This is a genomic window from Intrasporangium sp. Soil_C_50 (assembly GCF_057656595.1).
The window spans coordinates 1-1,265 of the sequence record NZ_JBDGKB010000027.1; the positions used below are offsets into that span (position 1 = coordinate 1).

The 1,265-nt window shown below is 72.0% G+C and carries 1 protein-coding gene; it reads right to left on the bottom strand.

The window, feature by feature from the left end; all coding sequences use genetic code 11:
* Positions 1 to 7: 7 nt before the first annotated feature.
* Positions 8 to 1,258 carry an IS30 family transposase gene (locus tag AC3A5R_RS23065; RefSeq protein ID WP_487623112.1) on the bottom strand — a complete coding sequence of 417 codons (1,251 nt, stop codon included), beginning with the start codon at positions 1,256 to 1,258 and terminating at the stop codon, positions 8 to 10.
* Positions 1,259 to 1,265: the final 7 nt, after the last annotated feature.

Consider the following 1,265-nt stretch of genomic DNA (forward strand, 5'->3'; position numbering starts at 1 on the left):
GGCGAGTTCAAGGGGTCGTTGCAACGCTTGGCTCGTTCGGGGCCGAGAGTAGCTTGGCCAGGGCTTCGGCTGGGGTGTTCCAGTTGAGGGTCTTGCGGGGTCGGGCGTTGAGGGCTGCGGCGATCTGGGTCAGGTCGTCGGCGGTGTGGACGGACAGGTCGGTTCCTTTGGGGAAGTACTGGCGCAGCAGCCCGTTGGTGTTCTCGTTCGTGCCGCGCTGCCAGGGCGAGTGCGGGTCGCAGAAGTAGATCGGCAGCCCGGTCTGTATCCGGATGTCGGTGTGCGCGCCGACCATCTCCGAGCCCTGGTCCCAGGTCAGGGACTGCCACAGGTGCTCCGGCAAGGTCGTGATCACCTGGCTCATCGCGTCGCGGACCGCGGCCGCGTCGTGACGTCCCGGCAGGTGCAGCAGCATCGTGTACCGGGTGGCGCGCTCGACCAGGGTGCCGATGGCTGAGCCGCTGTCCGCGCCGATGATCAGGTCACCTTCCCAGTGCCCGGGCACGGCCCGGTCGGCGGCCTCGGCGGGGCGGTGGCTGATCAGCAGCTCGTCCGGGACCCGGGTCCGGCGTTGGCCGGGGTCCCGGTTCGGGCGCCGGAGCGCCCGCCCGGTCCGTAGGCACGCGCTCAGCTCGCGGCGCAGCCCGCCCCGACCTTGGACGTACAACGCCTGGTAGATCGTCTCGTGACTGACCTGCATGCTCCTATCGTGCGCGAAGGCCTGCGCGAGCTTGGCACTGATCTGTTCCGGGCTCCACCGCGAGCGGCCACCCAGCTTGGCCTGCACGTACCGGGCCAGGCGTGGGTTACCGGCCAGCTTGCCCAGCTTCGGGCGCCGCGCCCGCGCCTCGGTGCGGGCCTGCGCGACCGAGGCCAGGTACGGCCGCGGCGAGGGCCGCGTGCCCGGCGGCGCGGACGGGCCGGGGACCGCGAAGCGGGCGTTACGGCGCAGCTCGCGGCTGACCGTCGAGGGCGACCGGCCCAACCGCCGAGCGATCTCCCGCACGGCGGTCTTCTGCGCGACCCAGAGCGCGATCAGCTCCCGCTCCTGGAACGACATGTACCGGCCCGAGAGCGGGTTCAACTGCGGGTTCACCCCGCCAGCCTTCCGGAAGTACCGCCACGCCGGCGTCGGGGTCAGCCCGACCCCGGCCGCAGCCGCCGGCACCGAGGCCCCCGCCTCGGTCAACACCCAGAACTGCCGCCACACCTCACGACCGGCCGGGGGCCGACCCTGCCGCACCACCGAATCCACCATTGACAAC

Coding starts and splice junctions, on each gene's coding strand:
- AC3A5R_RS23065 (WP_487623112.1), bottom strand. CDS start 1,258: ATGGTGGATTCGGTGGTGCGGCAGGGTCGGCCCCCGGCCGGTCGTGAG.